Raw genomic sequence first — 15,997 nt, forward strand, 5'->3', positions numbered from 1 at the left:
CCGCCGCCCGACTAGAGTGATCGCATGCGGCGAATCGGGCCGGACACCTGGGCGGGTCTGGCGGTGCTCCTGATGTGCGTCGCGGTGGGGACGCCGACCCTGCTGGGCGGGACCGAGACCCTGATACCGCGGGCCGTGTGGGCCGTTCTGTTCGCCGGGCTGCTGGCCACCTTGCTGGTCGCCGCTTTCAGCGTGGAGAGCCATCCGTGGGCGGCGCGGATCTCCTACGGCGTGGCCGTGGTCCTGAGCTGGTTCACGGTCCTGGTAGCACCCAGCGCCGGATGGTTGCCGATCCTGCTCGTCTTCACCGCGTCCCTGAGCGCGTACATCCTGCCGTGGTGGGCCGGGCCGGTGGTGATCGCCCTCAACACCGTCGTGATCGGCCTGGCCGCGAGCCGCACCGAGGCCACCGAGACCGGGATGCTCCTGGGCGCGGTGCTCTACCTGCTGATCCAGTCGGCGACGCTGCTGAGCACGGTCGCGATCATCCGGGAGCAGCGGATGCGCCGCGAGCTCGCCGAGGCGCACGTCGACCTGCGGGCGGCCAGCGTCGTGCTCGCCGACTCCACCCGCGCCCACGAGCGCCTGCGGATCGCCAGGGAGCTCCACGACCTCATCGGCCACCAGCTCACGGCGCTCACCCTCGAGCTGGAGGTCGCCCAGCACCACGACGGCCCCGCCGCGCGCGAGCACATCAAGCGCGCGAACCGGGTGGCCAGGGAACTGCTCGGTGACGTACGGCAGACCGTCGGCCGGCTCCGCACCGACGCGCCGGACCTGCGCGAGTCCCTGACCGCCGTGGTACGCGACATCCCCGGCCTCGACATCAGCGTCCACATCGACGACGACGTGCACGCCACCGAAGAGCTGACCATGACGCTGACCCGCGTCGTCCAAGAGATCGTCACCAACACCATCCGCCACGCGGACGCGACCTGCCTGCGGATCCGCATCGAGACCGCGCCGGACCGCACCCTGCGGCTCACCTCCGTCGACGACGGCCGCGGCACGCCCGCGATCAGGCCCGGCAACGGGCTATGCGGCCTGACGGAGCGGATCGACGCGATCGGCGGCGACGTACGGCTCGACGGCAGCGACGGCTTCCGCGTCATCGCCCGGGTGCCCGCGCCGTGATCCGCGTGCTCGTGGTCGACGACCAGGCCCTCGTCCGGCAGGGCATCCGCAGCCTGCTCGACCTGACCGACGACATCGAGGTGGTGGGTGAGGCCGATGACGGCATGACCGCACTGGCCGCCATCGCTGAGCACACCCCCGACGTCGTCCTCCTCGACCTGCGCATGCCTCGCCACGACGGCATCTGGACCCTCACCGCCCTTCACAAGGGTACCGCGGACGCGCCCCCGGTCCTCGTCCTGACCACGTTCGACAACGACACCCTGGTCCTCGACGCGATGCGCGCGGGCGCCTGCGGCTATCTCCTCAAGGACGTCACCCTGGAACAACTCACCCACGCCATCCGCGTCCTGGCCGACGGCGGCACCCTGATCTCCCCCTCGATCACCGACCGCCTCATCCGCGCCGTCCACCGCCGGCGCCGCCCGCCCGACACCGGCCTTCCCCCGATCCAGCAGCTCACGGAACGGGAGCTGGAGGTGCTCCGGCTGGTCGCCGAGGGCTACAGCAACCGCGAGATCGCCCGCGCTCTCTTCCTCGCCGAGGGCACGGTCAAGAACCACGTCTCGACCGTCCTCCTCAAACTCGGCGCCCGCGACCGCACCAATGCCGTATTACGGGCACTTCACGAGAATGTGCTGAGCTGACGCAGGTTGTCGTAGGTGACCACCCTCCAGCGAGACGCACGCTCAATAGGGCGGGTCTTGGAACAGCCGTCGCGGGTGGACGGCCGCGTCGGCGGCATCGAACGCCCGTCTCGCTGCGACAAGATCGTCTAGGAATTCGTAGTCTGCCAACGGCCAGGCGGCAAGGGTCCCGCAAAGGCCAGTCGGTTACCCGGGCCGCCGCGTGGCTACGAAACTCGGTGAGTGCCTTCTCGGGCAGCCCCTCCTGATCAGGGGACTCCCCGATGAGCCGCCAGACCGTGAGCAGGTCCTCCAGGCCGGGCGAGTGCGCCGCGCCGGGCGCGAACAGCTCGGCCATCCGGTCAGGCAGCTCCTCGGCCGGCACGTCCCACTGCCCGAACATCGTCGAGTCCGCCGCCGCCGTGGCGAACAACCCCGCCCTCGACCCGAAGTAGCGGTACACCAGGGCGACGTTGACGCCGACGTCCTGACACGTTTCTTACCGGCACCGCCACCCGCCGGGCCGCCACGCGGCAGCCGTGTCAAGCTGTGAAGTGTCCGGTGTGCTCCCGTACCCACTGCTCGAAGGTGCGCGGTTCCCGGCCGGTGATCTCCTGCACGGCCGGTGACACCGTGTACGCCTCGGGGGGTGGGTTGCCCTGCCAGGAGGCCAGCAGCTCGATCAGCTCCTCGGCGTGGCCGGCCTGCCGCCACCGTTCGCGCGCCTGCTCCTCGGTCAGCTCGTTGAACTCCAGCTCTCGGCCGAGGATCTTGCCGATCGTCGCCAGCCGCTGCCGGGCGGTGTACGGCTCCGGCCCCGTCAGCGTGTACGTCTCGCCGCCGTGCCCGCCCCCGGCCAGCACGGCGGCCGACACCGCGCCCACGTCGGCCTCGTGGATCACGGCCATGGGGACGTCGCCGAAGGGCTCGTACACCCGGCCTTCGGCGCGGACGGCCGGCGCCCAGCCGAGCGTGTTGCTCATGAAGTCCACCGGTTGCAGGCGGGTCCATTCGACGTCGCCGCTCTCGAACGCGTCCTCCACCGGGCCCGGCGCCCCGTTCCACAGCAGCGTCACCCGCCGCACCCCGGCTTCGGCGGCCATCTTGGCCAGCTCCGGACCCGTGCGGAGGGTGGCGTAGTCGTCGCCGCCCACCGTCAGCAGGTGGACGCCGACGACGCCGCGCAGCGCGGACCGTACGCTGTCGGGGTCTGTCAGATCCCCCTTGACCACCTCGACCTGGCCGGGGAGGCGGGCCCTGGCCGGGGCGCGGGTCAGGGCCCGCACCGGGTGGCCCAGGCGCAGCAACTCTTCGACGACATGCCGACCGGCCCTGCCGGTCGCTCCGGTCACCAGGAACGTCATGGCTCCGACGCTAGGACCGGCTGCCGCCGTCCGCCTCGGTCTCCGGTCCGAGGTGGACGGCGGACTTCCGTCCTAGGCCTGCCGGGGTCAGGCGGTGCCGTGCGGGTTGTCGATGACGTAGCGCCATTGGCCGTCCGCGCCGCGGCGGACGACGTCGGTGGCGGTGCCGCTGAGGTCGACGGCGCTGCCGTCGCGTGCGGTGCCGCGCATCGACCAGTCGACGATGAGCAGCGCGATGTCGCCGGCGACGTAGACGTGACGGGGGTGGGCCTCGATGGGGACTCCGAGGCTCTGCAGGTGCTGGTTGGCGGCCGTCCGGGCGGGGCCGGTGACGGGGCGGCCGGGAATCGGGACGAGAAGGGCATCGTCCTCGTAGGCGTGGTCGAGCGCGTGGGGGTCGCCGGAGTTCATGGCCGCGACGAAACGCGGGACGGGGGAGTCGGCGAGGATCGTGTGCGGCTGCGAGGTGTCATGACTCTTCATGACAAAATGATCATATCACCTGACGCTGGTCGGGCTGCGTGCCATGGGCGTCTGATTCGCCCGGGTGGAGGCCGGCGGGATTGTCGTGGGCGCCCGCTAAGGTCCCGATCATGGTGAGCCGATACTCGCAGGAGGCGCGCCGCCTCCGCCAGGAGGTGTCCGCGTGAGCACGTGGGACGACCTGCTCAAATACATCCGGGCCGGCGACGCGCCCGGCACCATCCGCCTGGTCGGCGAGCTGGATCTGGCCGAACGCAAGGTGGTCGCGGCCGAGCTGTCGACGTACCTGACCGGGCAGCCGCGCCGGGAGGTCGACTGGTGGGAGTGGCACCGGCAGCTGACGCCCTTGCTCATGACGGGCGCGGGTTGCCTGAGCGGCGCCTCGGCCGTGACCGGATGGTTGCTGCGGCGCGACTTCCGTGATCTGGGCCGGGACCGGGTCGTGGAGGGCGTTCTGGAGCTGCTGCGCCGGCGCCCCGTGGACTGGCAGGGGGACGTGGCGTTGCGCCTGGCCGGGCGGCTGCGTCACGCCGACCAGTGGCCGTGGGCGGTGGCGGCGGCGCTCGTGCGCGAGACCGGTGTGCAGCCGCCGGGCGGCGACGCGTTCATGACGGGCTGGTTGCGGCAGCTCGACCCGGCTGCGGCGGCCGGTGACCCGCTGCTGGCCGCGTACGGGCCGCGCCTGTTCGAGATCGACGGCCTTGGCCTGGTCGAGCTGTGGCGGGTGGTGGAGAGCGTGGTCCGGATGGTCGAGGATGGGTTGCTGGAGCGCGCGGCCGTGATCGACGGCCTGATCGGGCGGCTGCTGCGCGACGGGTCCGCGGCGCTGACGCCGCTGGTGGGCCTGCACGACCGGCTTGACCTGGACCTGGACGAGGCGGTCCAGCATGCCAGGGACTACGCCAGGCTGCTGCCGGCCGGGCCGGTCGCGGTGGCCGACATGGCGCTGGCGCAGCTGCGGCGGCTGGAGGAGGCCGGGCGGCTGGAGGAGGGGTTGTTCGCCGAGGCGCTGGAGGCGCTGGCGTTCCGGCCGGAGAAGAAGCTGCTGCGCGCGGCCATCTCCTGGGCCGGTGACGCGGTGTTGCGTGCGGATCCGCCGGAGCGGGTGGACACGGCCTTGCGTGCGATGGCCATGATTTTCGCGCAGGACACGCTGGCGTTGCAGGAGCGGGCCGTGCGGCTTGCCGTCAAGCTGGCGCCGCGGGCGGGCGTGGAAGGGCGCGAGGCGGTACGGGACGCGGCGGCCGGGCTCCCCGGCGACCTGAGGGAGAAGGTGTCGGCCGCCTACGGGGGCGGCATCGCCGCGGAGGAGCTGATCGTCACGCCGTTGTCGGCCGCCGGCGACAGCCGCCGGATGGGGCCGCCGTTCGGCTCGGCGGAGGAGCTCGCGCAGGCGGTCACCGTCTTCGCCTGGCCGCCGGATCCGTACGACTTCGAACGGCTTCTGGCCGGGCTGGCCGAATGGTGGCACCGGGACCGCGAAGCGTTGCGCACGGCGTTGCGGTCGTGGTGGGACCCGTTGGATCCGCATTTCTTCGGCGTCTATGACCACGAGATCCACGAGAGCTTCGTCGAAGCCCTTCGCCGCGCCTTCCTGGCCGCCGTCTCCCCGCAGGACAGCAGCGCGTTGCGCCAGGGCAAGCCGCGGTCCCGCCGAGGCTGGCCGATCGACCACAGGGCGCTCGACGAGCTCTACCTGCGCCGCGCCCGCGAGCTCACCTCCTGCTTCGAGAACGGTGGCCCCTACCCTGTCCTTCTGGCCACACCCACGGCCGGCACCGGCCACGTCGATCCCGGCGTGCTGATCGACCGGGTTGAACGCCTGGAGGCCGCCGGTGTGGAGGCCTTGCCCGCAGACCTGACCCAGGCGCTGCTGCGGCTCCCGCGCGAGATCTCCGCCGCGGACGTCGGCCGAGCGGGGCTGCTGGGCTCGCAGGCGGGCCGGGCTTGTGATGCCTGGATGCGCGGCGAGCGGCCGGCCGACCCGGAGGTGACGATCGCGCTCGAGCGGCGCCAGAGCTACGGCGGCTACGACTGGCACGAACTGGACGTCACCATCGCCATGCCTGCCGCGTCCGAGCCGATTCGCGAGCTGCTGAGGACCCAGTCGGGCTACTCCTACACGTCGGAGTGGTGGCCGCCGGCCATGCCGTCGCACCGGGAGATCGTCGCCGCGCATCTGGCCTGCATCCTGCCGTCCGCGATGGAGGGCAGCGACGGCCACGCGCACGTGCTGGTGGGCCTGGCGCACGGGGACGGGCCGCTCGGCGATGGCATGGCGTACGCGCTGGCCTGCGCCATGGGACACGCGCAAGCGGCCGAGCGGGCGGCCGCCACCGACGTGCTGCTGACGCTGACCGCGCGCGGCGAGGTCCCGGCGGCGGAGCTGGCGCAGGCGGTCACGATGCTGGTCACGACCGAGGTCGTCAAGCTCAACCGGGTAGTGTCGGTGCTCGACGACGCGACTCAGGCCGGTGCGCACGAGGCGGTGTGGGCGGTGGTCGTTCCGTTGCTGCCGGGGTTGTTGCCCCAGGAGGGGGAGCGGCCCCGCGCCGGCCTGGCCGATCTGCTGGCTGCGGGGGCCAGGGCGGCGAGGATCGCAGGGGTGCGTGCGGATCTGCCGGAGGTGGCGGCGATCGCGGCCCGCAAGGGATCGAGCAGGCTCATCCAGGAGGCGCGGCGGCTGATCCAACTCGTCCAGTTATAAATCTACATTGTAAAGGCGGCGGGATTGAACAGTTTTCGTTCTCGCTTCACTCAAAACCCCAACGACGGCGGAGGGGGTTCGTTCCGTACGTCAGGATGACCGCCTATCTCCGACGTGGCGATGGTCGCGTTGGAGTGGCCGGTGACGACGAGGCGGATGACCGCTGCTGATGGGCGGCGTCAGGCGGCGATCGGGGTCACGTTGAATCCGGAACCCGGCTGGCGCCGCCTCTGTGGGGGATCGTGGTCAGGCTCGGGCCGGAGCGTGGACGGGTTCGAAGAGTTCGATGAGGTTGCCGGCGGGGTCGGTGAGGAGGATCTGGCGTCCGCCGGGGCCGGCGACCACGTCGCTGTGGAAGGACTGCCCGGCGCCGCGGAGTCGGTTGATCTCGGTGTCGAGGTCATCGACGATGAGGTGGATGCGGTTGCGGCCGGCGGGGGTGTCCGGAGGTGTGGCGCGGGCGCCTGAGCTGGCGGGGCCGGACAGCAGGAGGCGTAGCGGTCCGCGTACGACGTCGGCGAAGGCGGGCGCGGCGTTGGTGTGCAGGGTGAAGCCGAGGTGGGTGGTGTAGAAGTCGACGGCGGCGGTGACGTCGTCGACGAGGTAGCGGACGCCGGCGAGTTGGTTGGGCGTGGTCATGGCTGGGCCTCCTGTGGTGTGAGGACGGGCAGCAGATGGCGGATGCGGGTGTCGATGTCTGTCACGGTGTGGGCGAACGCGGGGGCGCCGGCTGTGGCTGGGTCGGGGATGCTCCAGTGGATCCGCCGGGGATGGTGGCCGAAGTCGGGGCAGACTTCTCGGACCTTGTCGCACAGGCTGATCACGTAGTCGAATCGGCGGCCGGTCATGGCGTCCAGGTGGCGCGGACGCTGGTTCGTGAGGTCGATGCCGTAGCGGTCGCGCAGGATCCGTATGGCGTTGGGGTGGAGCTCTTGTCGGGGGTGGCTGCCTGCGCTGGTCACCTTGACGTGGCCGCTGGTGTGGTGGCGTAGCAGGGCTTCGGCGATCGGTGAGCGGGCGCTGTTGCCGGTGCAGGTGAAGAGTACGGCGGTTGGGCGTGTGGATGCCGGTGGCGTCGGCGGGGTTGGGTCGAGGCGGAGTGCGGGGTGCAGCGCGGTGCCGGTGGCGGCCAGTGCGTGGGCGCAGCGTTCCAGGTCTAGGTGGTAGTAGCTGTCGCGGGCGTCGAAGGTGCTGCGTCGTGCGGTGACCAGGCCGCCGCCGCGCAGGAGGCGTAGGTGGTAGGAGATCAGGTTTTGTGGTTGGCCGAGGAGTTCTACCAGTTCGCGGACCCGGTAGTCGCTTGTGGCCAGTTCGGTCAGCAGCCGCCACCGCAGTGGATGGGCGGCCAGTCGTACGAAGGCCGGGGTGGCTTCGCTCGAGGGAGCCATATCTAGAGATTACATCAAATTGTTTTGATGTACTTCTGGGCGTTGGATGGTGAAGGGTATGCGAGCTCAAGATCGCTACTCATGACAGGCCTTGAGTCCCAGGTTCCTCATGGCTGCGGTTTCGGAGACATATCCGGTCCCGGCCGAATATGGTGGCCCGTTGACGATCGAAGCCCCGTAAGCCTTCCGGAGTCTCATGCGTATCGCAGCGGCAATCCTCTCCTTCGTGCTCGCCATCACCCTCCTGCCTGCCTGGCCGGCCGCGGCCGGGGTTGCCGTCTCGCCGTTGCCGGGCGGCAAGGCCACCTATGTGGTCTCGCAGGGTCATCTGAAGGCCGCCTCCCGGCAGAACTGGGTACGCCTGGGTAGCTACCGTTTCGCCGCGAACGGTACGGTGTCCGCCGCCATGTACTTGTGGTGGCAGCGTTATCCCAAGGCCAGGCAGCGCACCGGCACTGTTCCTGACTCGAGTTGCACCACCAAGGCGGGCGGTGCGGCATCGCGGCCCCGCGCTTGCGAGGTGCTCACCGCCGGGGGTTTCACCGGCGGCCCTGATGAGAGTCGCGCCGGGACGTACACCGTGTCAGGGGGTGTGCTGACCATCCGGTGGAAGATCGGCCAGACGTGGACGGAGCAGTGGTATGTGCGGCCTTCGTCTGACGGCAAGCTGGCCCGTCTGGACCTCAAGCAGAGCACGCTGGCTACGCATGGGTATGGCTATGGCAGCAACGCCGCGCTGGGCACGCGGCGTGCGATGAGTTCGGTGAAGGCGTTTCCCGGCTCGCTCCGGCAGGACCTGACGAGCTGGGCGAGCGGCAAGATCGTCACTTCGGGCAATCAGCCGTTCGGCCACTCCGCCTTCCGTGCCTGCACTGGCACCACCTCGTGTCTGACGTATCTGCAGCCGTCCTCGCGTGGCGCGTGTCAGAAGGCGGGCGGCTGCCCCAAGTACGGCGGTGGAACGCGTCCCAATGTCAGCTCCATTCAGTACTACCTCACGATGATCTCCAAGTCGGACCGCCGCGACACGTTGTGGCACTGGTGCACTTGCCTGGCGATGGAGCGCAAGCAGTTCTGTTACACGGGCAACTCCCACGTCAAGCCGCTCATGCAGATCATCGACGACGCGGGAGCCTTCCGCGGCTGGGTCGGTGTGGAGGCATCCTTTTCGACCGGCTCCCGGGCGACGGACATGCTGGCGGTGCTGCGTATCTCCAACTTCCGCTGACCGGCTCGAACCTGTGTCTGCAAGGTCGGCTCAGTGATGCAGGCCCCGCCGGGCGCAGGTGAGTGCTTTGGCGGGGTCCTGGGCGCGAACGGTAGTGACGTCGATGTCGATGTGGGCGGTCAGGTGGAACAGGCCTCGTAGTGGTGCGGCTGCCATGCCATGAGCGGGTCCATGTCCATCGGCATCGAGAGCGATGTCGGCAGGCTGTCGTCGCGGTGGGCGGCGGGCTGCGGTGAGGTTGCCGCCGCCCATGAGCGCGGCTGGGGGTGAGCGCGCAGTAGGCGCTGCTCTTGGGTGACGGCTTCGAGCTGACCTGCCGGGTTCAGGGTTTCCCCCGGGTCGCGATGCCTCGGTAGTGCGCGGCCGCCTCCGGTGACTCGGGCGGTTCCGCTGACTACGGTTGCGGCCGCCCCTCGTGCAGGCGTTCGAGGCGCTCGCGTACCGCGGGGTCCTGTTCCGCGCGCAGGGCCGTCGCCACCGCGGCGCGCGCTTCGGGCGGCAGCGTGGCGTGGTCCCAGGCGGCCAGCGCGCGAATGGCCAGGTTGCGGTTGCGGACGACGGGGCTGGCGAGGCCGGCGGCGATCAGCGGCCAGCCGCGTCCCGGCCAGGCGTCCAGGCTTTGCAGGAGCATGTCGAGGGCGCGGTGGGCGCGGAACTGCGGGCCGAATCCGTTCTCCTCTCCCGGTCCGGCGGCGATCCTGGCCAGGGGGAGGAGGTCTGCGGCCAGCGTGAGGACCTCGTCTACGCTCTGCGGTGTCGCTTGGCGCATCAGGGCGTGCCAGTGTGCCTCGCCGTACGGTTCGGCGCGCAGGCGTTCCCGCAGGGCGTCGGAAGTCGGGATGCCGAGTAGCTCGCACACCTGTACGGCTTGGCCGAACGTGGCGTCGTCGTCTGCGGCGGCCAGGGTGCGGGGCGCCAGCTCGGCCCAGATCGGGCGGGTCAGGATCTGCTCGCACTGCGGCAGCAGCTCGGGCCAGTGCTCGGCGGCGTACCCGCGCAGGGCGTGAACGTGCAGGAAGTGGCGAAGGCCCCCGGTGTCAGGCCGGTCGGCGGGGCTGAAGCTGCGGGTGCGGGCGTCGATGTGGCCGAGATACAGCTCGGCTGCGCGCCTGCCCTCCTGGTAGCTGGACATGCCGGCCAGTGGCCCGCCCTCTTCGGTGAGCGTCGCGAGGATCTCGCCCGCTGCTTCCAGCAGTTCGTCGTCCGGGGTGCCGGCGAGCCTGTCGGCGAGGTCGCCGGCTTCGGCGGCGGTTCCGGCGAGGTAGGCGGTCATCACGGCGTTGCGGAAGCCCTGGCGCACGATCCACTCGCGTACGGCCGGGTCGGGCGCCTGGGCCAGGCGCTCGACCAGGTGGATCCGCCCCCATCCGTGCACTTGCCTGGCCAGCGCCCACAGGTCGGCGGTCGCGTCGCCTTCGGTGTTGCAGAGGGCGATCAGCGCGAACAGGGTGAACTCGTCGTGCTGTCCGAGCGTCATGAGCTCGTCGTGGTGGTGGGCGGCGTCGAACAGGCCCAGCAGCGCGATCCCCAGCTTGACGGCTTCTCGCTCGCTGGACTCGGTGGCCAGCGCGTACCCGAGGCCGTAGATCCCGTCGGGGTCCAGGCCGGCGGACTGGACCTCGGGCAGCAGGGCGTCCACCAGGGCGACGATCCGTGCCTCTCCGATCGCCTCGCGAACGGCACCGGGCTTGAGCGTCGTGATCGCCGCGGACAGGCGCCGCACTTCCTCCTCGTCGGCCTGGCCGCCCCAGTGGTAGATCAGCACGCCGTCCTGCGCGCCTGGCGCCCACGCGAGCCCCGGCCTGCCGGCCTCGTCGGGCAGGTCCTCGCCGCCGCCGTCACGCAGGTGCTGGTAGATGGAGGGGTTGGTCTTCCACCACTTTCGTACCATTCGCGACACTGTAGTGGTGATCTTGCGAGGTGTCGTGCGAATTCATGATCGGCCTGTGACCCGGGAGGAGCGCGCCACAAGTCTCGGGCGTAGTGACGGGCCCCGCGTTGGTCTCGATTCCATGCTTTCGAGACGAGGCCCCGGCACACCCGCAGTAGAGACATCCCCGCAGGTCGGGGTGTCGGTAAGACTGCTGCCACCCGGTACTCGCGCTTGCGTTAGTGCACGTCAGCGAGGGTCTTTCCTGGACTGATAGCGAATCTTTCGCCGATGCTCGACCCGTACGATCAACCACGGTCAGTATTGACACCAGAATCGTGGATCTGCGGGTGCTGCCCGCTGGCGAGAGAGCCGGATCTCGTGGCGCGTGTGCTGGACGAGGACGATCTGATCGGGAATGGGACACTGGTCGGCGACGAGCTGGACCAGTTATCCGGGCGCCGGGGCGTGACCAAGCTCGGGTTCGCGCTGATGCTTCGGTTTTATGCTGTGCATGGCCGGTTCCCAACCGGCCCCAGTGAGATCCCCGACCAGGTGGCCGCCTACGTCGCGCGCCTGGTGGACGTGCCCGCGCCCGAGCTTGGGCTGTATGAGTGGGACGGTCGTACGATCAAGGCGCACCGGGCCGACACTCGCAAGTACTTCGGCTTCCGCGAATGCACGGCGGCGGCTCCTGCAGTCGGCGATGATCAGCAGTGCTGGGAGCAGCGCGGCGCGGGCAAAGGCATACGCCTGCGCGGTGCCCGGCTCCGGTGTCGACGAAGACCGCGGCGGGGGAGAGATCGCCGGTGGCGTGCAGGAGGGCCGGACTCTCCGCCGCCCCGTTCGCATCGGTGAGCGCAAGCCCGTGGGCGCTGTGGGCACACGCCGCCCGTGATGGGCTACCAGGCATACGCTATTCCCGTCACCGACGAGATGTGCGCATGGCTGTCGCCGACCCCATGCGCTCCCATCAACGTCGGGCCGCTACACCTCCTCCCGCGCCGACGCGGCGGGGGCTTGCGTCCCTTCCACGATGGCGGCCACGAGCCGAAGCGGCTCGGCCGCACCGGCCGTGCGCGGCCACGCCCGGGTGTCACTTCAGATTGGTGCGGAAGAACGTGGTCAGCTTGTCGAAGGGGATGAGGTTGACGCGATCGTAGAGGTCCACATGGCCGGCGCCGGGGACGATCATCAGTTCCTTGGCGTCACCGGCCAGCCGGTAGGCCTCTTCGCTGAACTCCTGCGAATGCGCGTTCTCGCCCGTGATGAACAGCATCGGGCGGGGCGAGATCGTCTCGATGTCGGCGAACGGGTAGAAGTTCATGAACTTGACGTTGCTGGTGAGCGTCGGGTGCGTCGTGGTGTTGGGGCTGTAGCCCCTGGCGGTGCGGTAGAAGTCGTAGAACTCCCGCTCGGTCGCGGTGGAGTTCTCAGTCAGCTGTTCCGGCGTCCCGCCGGTGTATGCGGTGGGGCCGCCCGCGAACTCCGCATCGCGCTGTCGGGCTGCCTGGTTGAGGATGTCCTTGCGCTGTTGGAGGGTGAGCGACTTGCGGAGCCCGTCGCGGTTGGCGGCGCCCATGTCGTACATGCTGACCGTCGCGACGGCCTTGATGCGCGGATCGATCTTGGCTGCGCTGATGACGAAGCTGCCGCTGCCGCAGATCCCGAGCGCGCCGATCCGTTCCTTGTCGACGAAGGTCTGGGTGCGCAGGAAGTCGACCGCGGCGCTGAAGTCCTCGGCGTAGATGTCCGGGGAGACGGCGTTGCGCGGCCGTCCCTCGCTCTTGCCCCAGAACGACAGGTCAAGGGACATGGTGACGAATCCCTGCTCGGCCAGCTTGGTGGCATGCAGGTTCGCGCTCTGCTCCTTGACCGCGCCCATGGGGTGCCCGACCACCATCGCCGGGTTCTTCGTGCGGCGGTTGACGTTCTTGGGGATGAACAGGTTCCCGGCGACGTTCATCCGGTACTGGTTCTTGAAGGACACCTTCTGCACCGTCACCTTGTCGCTGGTGTAGAAGTTGTCGGCTCCGTTGGAGGTGTCGCCGGGCGGCAGGTTCGGCGCAGCGTGAGCCGCCGGCGCTGAGGGCGTGCTGGCCTGGGCGGCCGAAGTGCCACCCGTCGCGAACAGCACCCCCACGAGGGCGGCGCCGACACCGGCCCGCTGGATCAGGCCACGGCGGGTGAGGTTGCGGCCCGCGGGCGTCGTCGTCATCGTCTGTCCGGCGGTCTCGGACGTGGTGGTCATGGGTGATGCTCCTTGAGGGCTGCGCCGAAGGGTTTCGGCGGCAGGGGAAGCCGACGCTTCCCTGATCGGATACGAATGGGTCCTCAACGGGTGAGGACTCGTTGATTTCTTGATCGAGCGGGGACCGGTGACGGTCTTCGTCGGCGACAGGCCGTCACGCCGTACAACAGCCAGGAAACCGGCTCCATCGCACGCGTGGGGGGCCCGTCGGGACCAGTCGGACGTTTCCGCGCCCTCGCCATGCTCGTGACCGGAGAGCTCGTCGGACATGAAGCCTCACTTCTCCCTCTCCTCAGCAGGAGGAACGGACGAAAAGCAACTCGAACCGCTCGGTCAGGGCTGCAGGAGGACCTTGATCGCGCGGCGTTCGTCCATGGCCTGGTATCCCTCGGCCGCCCGGTCCAGGGGGAGGGTGAGGTCGAAGACCTTGCCGGGGTCGATCTTCCGTTCCCAGATCAGCTCGATCAGCTGGGGCAGGAACCGGCGTACCGGGGCCGGGCCGCCGAGCAGGCTGACCTGGGCGAAGAAGAGCTCTTCGCCGCTGAGGGCGACGTCGTGGTTGACGCCCACGTAGCCGACGTGACCGCCGGGCCGGGCGGAGCCGATGGCCTGCCGCATCGACTCCTGGGTGCCGACCGCCTCGACGACGCTGTGCGCGCCGAGCCCGTTCGTCAGCTCCTTGACCTGGGCCACGCCGTCGTTGCCGCGCTCGGTGACGATGTCGGTGGCGCCGAACTCGCGCGCGAGCTTCTGACGCGTCTCGTGCCGGCTCATCGCGATGATCCGTTCGGCGCCGAGTTGCCTGGCGGCCAGCACCGCCATGAGGCCGACCGCGCCGTCGCCGACGACCGCGACCGTCTTGCCGGGACCGGCCTGCGCGGCCACCGCGCCGAACCAGCCGGTGCCCAGCACGTCGGAGGCGGCCAGCAGGCTGGGGATCAGCTCCGCGCCTGGCATGCCCGGGGTGGCCACGAGGGTGCCGTCGGCGTGCGGGATCCGGGCGCGCTCGGACTGGGTGCCGACCTCGTTCATGAACACCCGGTGGACGCAGGAGGAGGGGTAGCCGGAGCGGCAGATCTCGCAGATGCCGTCGGAGGCGACGAACGAGCCGACGACGAACTGGCCGGGCTTGACGGTGGTGGCCTCGCTGCCGACCTCTTCCACCACGCCGACGTATTCGTGCCCCATCACGGCCGGCCCGTCGAGCTTCTCCACGCCCCGATACGGCCACAGGTCCGAGCCGCAGATACACGTCGCCGACAGACGGATGATCGCGTCGGTCGGCTTGATGATCGCCGCATCCGGGCGGTCCTCGACGCGCACGTCGCCAGGGGCGTACAACACTGCTCCACGCATGATGGATCTCCTCAACCAAATCAGATGTGCCGTGATGTGGCCGGTCGGCAGGCAGCCGAGTTCAGCCGCGCAGGCTGGGAGCGGGCCGCCCCGTACTCGGCGTCGCCGACGTGCTCCAGCCAGGTGGTCTCATCGCCCTCCCACAGCGCCAGGTGGACCAATGAAAATGCTCAGGTGCGGCGCCGTGCCAGTGCTCCTCGCCCGGTGGGGTGTGCACGATGTCGCCCGGGTGTGCCTCGATGAGCCGCTCGCCGCGGGATTGGATCAGCGCGACGCCCGCCACGATGAACAGGGTCTGGCCGAGGGCGTGGGAATGCCAGGCGGTGCGGGCGCCGGGCGCGAATCGCACCATGTTCGCACGCGCCTGGGACGGCTCCTGGCCCTGGTAGATGACATCCCACCAGGCGTCCCCGGTGAACATCTCGGCCGGCGCCTCGCTGGTCGGTGGCTGCATGATCAGCTGCATCCCTGGTCAGCGCCCCTCTTCGACGATCTTCTTCAGCTCGGTCATGGCGGTCATCGCGTTCGGCCAGCCCGCGTAGAACGCCAGATGGTGATCGCTGCATCCCCTCCTTCAGTCGCCCTGTATCCGTGAACTGGTCGGATCACCTGCGCCGCAGGAGAAGATGACCTCCTTCACGGCGTTCCTTTGCCGGACGACGATCGCCTCCCGCCGCTGGGCAAGGTCCAGCCAACCGGTTCCGACTCACGGGCGGGAGGTCGCGTTTATCGGGGGGACAACCTCCACCCCCTTCCGCCCGCGGCCGCTCCCTACAGTGAAGAGGTGCATAGCAACCGAGACGAGATCCGCGACTTCCTGATCACCCGGCGCGCCAGGATCACCCCGCAGCAGGCCGGGCTGGCCCCCGGCAGCCGCCGTCGGGTGCCCGGCCTGCGCCGCGAGGAGGTCGCCGTGCTGGCCGGCGTGAGCACCGACTGGTACACCCGTCTCGAAAAGGGCCACATCAGCGGCGTCTCCACCGATGTCCTGGACGCCGTCGCCCGAGCCCTGCAGCTCGACGAGGCCGAACGCGCCCACCTATTCGACCTGGCCCGCGCCGCGGCCCCCGGCCCCCGCCGGACCGCCCGCCGCCCGGCGGTCAAGGTCCGTCCCGGGCTGCAACGCATGCTGGACGCCATGACCGACGCCCCGGCCATCATCCGCAACGGCCGCATGGACCTGCTGGCCGCCAACCGGCTCGGCCGCGCCATGTACTGGCCGGTCTACCAGAGCACACCTGCGTCTGCGGCGCAGGCCGTGACCGGCAACCGCCCGAACATCGCGCGCTTCCAGTTCCTCGACCCGGCCGGGCCGGACTTCTTCCCCGACTGGGACGTCGCCGCCGACACCACCGTCGCCCTGCTGCGCACCGAAGCCGGCCGCGACCCGTACAACAAGGACCTCACCGACCTGATCGGCGAGCTGTCCACCCGCAGCGACGACTTCCGCACCCGCTGGGCCGCCCACAACGTCCGCCTGCACCACGCCGGCACCAAGACCTTCCACCACCCGACCGTCGGCGACCTGACCCTCGACTACGAATCCATCGACCTGCACGCCGACCACGGCCTGAACCTCACCGTCTACAC

At 70.0% G+C, this 15,997-nt stretch carries 16 protein-coding genes; 7 read left to right on the plus strand and 9 right to left on the minus strand.

The window, feature by feature from the left end:
* Positions 1 to 24 precede the first annotated feature (24 nt).
* The 3 genes from ETD86_RS07180 to ETD86_RS54890 all read left to right on the plus strand — a co-directional run bounded on the left by ETD86_RS07180 (position 25) and on the right by ETD86_RS54890 (position 2,215).
* Entirely contained in the window at positions 25 to 1,134 is a 1,110-nt protein-coding gene (locus ETD86_RS07180) for a sensor histidine kinase (protein WP_138665306.1), read from the plus strand.
* Positions 1,131 to 1,781 carry a response regulator gene (locus ETD86_RS07185; protein ID WP_138665307.1) on the plus strand — a complete coding sequence of 217 codons (651 nt, stop codon included), beginning with the start codon at positions 1,131 to 1,133 and terminating at the stop codon, positions 1,779 to 1,781. Before ETD86_RS07180 ends, ETD86_RS07185 begins: the two co-directional genes overlap by 4 nt.
* A 263-nt stretch (positions 1,782 to 2,044) precedes the next feature.
* Complete coding sequence (locus ETD86_RS54890; RefSeq protein ID WP_170222925.1) at positions 2,045 to 2,215, plus strand: hypothetical protein; 171 nt, start codon at positions 2,045 to 2,047, stop codon at positions 2,213 to 2,215.
* An 87-nt stretch (positions 2,216 to 2,302) separates the two neighbouring features.
* Here ETD86_RS54890 and ETD86_RS07190 read toward each other — a convergent pair whose 3' ends face one another.
* Both ETD86_RS07190 and ETD86_RS07195 read right to left on the minus strand, forming a co-directional pair.
* Positions 2,303 to 3,124, minus strand: coding sequence for an NmrA family NAD(P)-binding protein (locus ETD86_RS07190; RefSeq protein WP_138665308.1), 822 nt, complete (start codon positions 3,122 to 3,124; stop codon positions 2,303 to 2,305).
* 87 nt (positions 3,125 to 3,211) lie between these two features.
* Complete coding sequence (locus ETD86_RS07195) at positions 3,212 to 3,607, minus strand: YybH family protein (RefSeq protein ID WP_138665309.1); 396 nt, start codon at positions 3,605 to 3,607, stop codon at positions 3,212 to 3,214.
* A gap of 163 nt (positions 3,608 to 3,770) precedes the next feature.
* On the opposite strand from ETD86_RS07195, the gene ETD86_RS07200 reads away from it, so the two are divergent.
* The gene (locus ETD86_RS07200) at positions 3,771 to 6,314 is read left to right on the plus strand and encodes a DUF6493 family protein (RefSeq protein WP_138665310.1); all 2,544 of its coding nucleotides are present in this window, start codon (positions 3,771 to 3,773) and stop codon (positions 6,312 to 6,314) included.
* A gap of 246 nt (positions 6,315 to 6,560) precedes the next feature.
* On the opposite strand, the gene ETD86_RS07205 is transcribed toward ETD86_RS07200, so the two are convergent.
* Complete coding sequence (locus ETD86_RS07205) at positions 6,561 to 6,953, minus strand: VOC family protein (protein WP_138665311.1); 393 nt, start codon at positions 6,951 to 6,953, stop codon at positions 6,561 to 6,563.
* Positions 6,950 to 7,702 carry an arsenate reductase/protein-tyrosine-phosphatase family protein gene (locus ETD86_RS07210; protein ID WP_138665312.1) on the minus strand — a complete coding sequence of 251 codons (753 nt, stop codon included), beginning with the start codon at positions 7,700 to 7,702 and terminating at the stop codon, positions 6,950 to 6,952. The genes ETD86_RS07205 and ETD86_RS07210 overlap by 4 nt, the downstream gene beginning before the upstream one ends.
* A gap of 196 nt (positions 7,703 to 7,898) precedes the next feature.
* On the opposite strand from ETD86_RS07210, the gene ETD86_RS07215 reads away from it, so the two are divergent.
* Positions 7,899 to 8,930 carry a hypothetical protein gene (locus tag ETD86_RS07215; protein ID WP_170222926.1) on the plus strand — a complete coding sequence of 344 codons (1,032 nt, stop codon included), beginning with the start codon at positions 7,899 to 7,901 and terminating at the stop codon, positions 8,928 to 8,930.
* Positions 8,931 to 8,960: 30 nt separating this feature from the next.
* Here ETD86_RS07215 and ETD86_RS59025 read toward each other — a convergent pair whose 3' ends face one another.
* Together ETD86_RS59025 and ETD86_RS07220 are read right to left on the minus strand one after the other, a co-directional pair.
* Positions 8,961 to 9,086 carry a hypothetical protein gene (locus ETD86_RS59025; RefSeq protein WP_281286884.1) on the minus strand — a complete coding sequence of 42 codons (126 nt, stop codon included), beginning with the start codon at positions 9,084 to 9,086 and terminating at the stop codon, positions 8,961 to 8,963.
* A gap of 238 nt (positions 9,087 to 9,324) precedes the next feature.
* A complete protein-coding gene (locus tag ETD86_RS07220) occupies positions 9,325 to 10,821 on the minus strand; it encodes a hypothetical protein (RefSeq protein WP_138665314.1) in 1,497 nt (498 codons plus the stop codon).
* Between the two features lie 369 nt (positions 10,822 to 11,190).
* On the opposite strand from ETD86_RS07220, the gene ETD86_RS57985 reads away from it, so the two are divergent.
* The gene (locus ETD86_RS57985) at positions 11,191 to 11,658 is read left to right on the plus strand and encodes a DUF4158 domain-containing protein (protein WP_246147727.1); all 468 of its coding nucleotides are present in this window, start codon (positions 11,191 to 11,193) and stop codon (positions 11,656 to 11,658) included.
* 238 nt (positions 11,659 to 11,896) lie between these two features.
* Here the strand turns inward: ETD86_RS57985 and ETD86_RS07230 are convergent, their stop codons facing one another.
* The 3 genes from ETD86_RS07230 to ETD86_RS07240 all read right to left on the minus strand — a co-directional run bounded on the left by ETD86_RS07230 (position 11,897) and on the right by ETD86_RS07240 (position 14,861).
* Positions 11,897 to 13,051 (minus strand): alpha/beta hydrolase, encoded by a 1,155-nt coding sequence (locus ETD86_RS07230; protein ID WP_211369882.1) that lies wholly within the window; start codon positions 13,049 to 13,051, stop codon positions 11,897 to 11,899.
* Positions 13,052 to 13,384: 333 nt separating this feature from the next.
* Positions 13,385 to 14,407, minus strand: coding sequence for a zinc-dependent alcohol dehydrogenase family protein (locus ETD86_RS07235; RefSeq protein WP_138665315.1), 1,023 nt, complete (start codon positions 14,405 to 14,407; stop codon positions 13,385 to 13,387).
* A gap of 61 nt (positions 14,408 to 14,468) precedes the next feature.
* Positions 14,469 to 14,861, minus strand: a complete 393-nt coding sequence (locus tag ETD86_RS07240) for a cupin domain-containing protein (protein ID WP_246147728.1) — start codon at positions 14,859 to 14,861, stop codon at positions 14,469 to 14,471.
* Positions 14,862 to 15,191: 330 nt separating this feature from the next.
* Between ETD86_RS07240 and ETD86_RS07250 the strand changes: the two genes are divergently transcribed.
* Positions 15,192 to 15,997: helix-turn-helix transcriptional regulator (locus ETD86_RS07250; protein ID WP_138665316.1), on the plus strand; the 806-nt coding region annotated here is incomplete at its 3' end.

It is taken from the genome of Nonomuraea turkmeniaca (assembly GCF_005889735.1).
In the GTDB taxonomy this organism is placed as follows: Bacteria; Actinomycetota; Actinomycetes; order Streptosporangiales; family Streptosporangiaceae; genus Nonomuraea; species Nonomuraea turkmeniaca.